Origin of the sequence: Methylobacterium nonmethylotrophicum (assembly GCF_004745635.1) — a bacterium.
Taxonomy (GTDB): domain Bacteria; phylum Pseudomonadota; class Alphaproteobacteria; order Rhizobiales; family Beijerinckiaceae; genus Methylobacterium; species Methylobacterium nonmethylotrophicum.
In genome coordinates, this window is sequence record NZ_SRLB01000091.1 from 1 (window position 1) to 1457 (window position 1457).

1 protein-coding gene is annotated in these 1457 nt (G+C 72.2%); it reads left to right on the forward strand.

Going from position 1 to position 1457, the window contains the following annotated elements; genetic code table 11:
- Nucleotides 1-74 precede the first annotated feature (74 nt).
- On the forward strand, nucleotides 75-1457 hold a 1383-nt coding region (locus tag EU555_RS35905), incomplete at its 3' end, for an IS5 family transposase (RefSeq protein ID WP_167858777.1).

Genomic DNA, 1457 nt, shown 5'->3' on the forward strand with positions numbered 1-1457 from the left:
GGGTTTCCTTGCAAATTGCACGCGCGGCGAGGGCGTGATTCCCTGCTCCTGACGACGGGAGCGGGAGACGGGGCATGCGTCCGAAGGAACGCCGGGACAGCGGACAGAGCGACCTGTTCCGCGCCCGGCTCGACCAGATCGTCGACCTGGCCCATCCGCTCGCCCGCCTCGCCCAGGCGATCGACTGGCGCTTCCTGGAACAGCGCTGCGGGGCGGTCTACGCGGACGGGCCGGGCCGGCCGCCGCTGCCGACCCGGCTGATGGCCGGCCTGTGCATCCTCAAGGCCATGCACGACCTCTCCGACGAGGCCTTGTGCGCGCGCTGGATCGAGAACCCGTACTATCAGCTGTTCTGCGGCGAGGAGGTGTTCTGCCACGCCGCGCCCTTCGACCGCTCCTCGCTGACGCGCTGGCGCCAGCGGATGGGGGAGGAGCGGCTCAACGCCCTGGTTCAGGAGAGCCTGGCCACCGCCGTGCGCACCGGCGCCGCGCGCCCGGCCGACTTCACCCAGGCGGTGGTCGACACCACCGTGCAGCCCAAGGCCGTGGCTCACCCCACCGACGCCCGGCTGATGCACCGCGCCCGCGAGCGCCTGGTGCGGCTGGCCGACACGCTCGGGCTGCGCCTGCGCCAATCCTATCGGCGGGTCGGGACGCAGGCCCTGATCCGCCAGCAGCGCTATGCCCACGCCAAGCAGTTCAAGCGCGCCGGCCGGATGCTGCGCCGCCTGCGCACCTACCTCGGCCGCACCATCCGCGACCTCGTGCGCAAGACCCAGCACGATCCGGCGCTGGCCGAGCGCTGCGCCACCGCGCTCATGCTCGCCCGGCGCGTCCATGCCGGCAACCGCACCTTGCGTCCGGTGCGCGGCCAGCTCGCCGGGGCCGACCTGCGGGTGTTCAGCCTGCACGCGCCCGAGGTCGAGTGCATCGGCAAGGGCAAGGCGCACAAGCCCTACGAGTTCGGCGTCAAGGTCTCGGTCGCCACCACGCTCAAGCGCTCCCGGGGCGGCCAGTTCGTCACCCACGTGGCGAGCCTGCCCGGCAAGCCCTATGACGGCCACACCCTCGCGCGCGTCATCCCGGCCATCGAGGCGCAGGTCGGGGCCACGCTGACGCGCATCCTCGCGGATGCCGGCTACAAGGGCCACAACGCCCCGCCGACCCATCGCTTCAAGGTCTACACCGCGGGCCAGAAGCGGGGCATGACCCCCGCCCTGCACCGCCAGATGAAGCGCCGTGCCGCCGTCGAGCCGGTGATCGGCCACCTCAAGGACGACCACCGCATGGGCCGCAACCACCTGGCCGGTGCGCACGGCGACGCCGCCAACGCAGTGCTGGCCGCCGTCGGCTACAACTTCGCCCGCATCCTGGCCTGGCTCAGGCTTTTGCTGTCTCTCCTGCTCGCCGCCGCACTCCGCATGGTCAGATCCGACCCGCCAAGCAGCCAAGCCGCC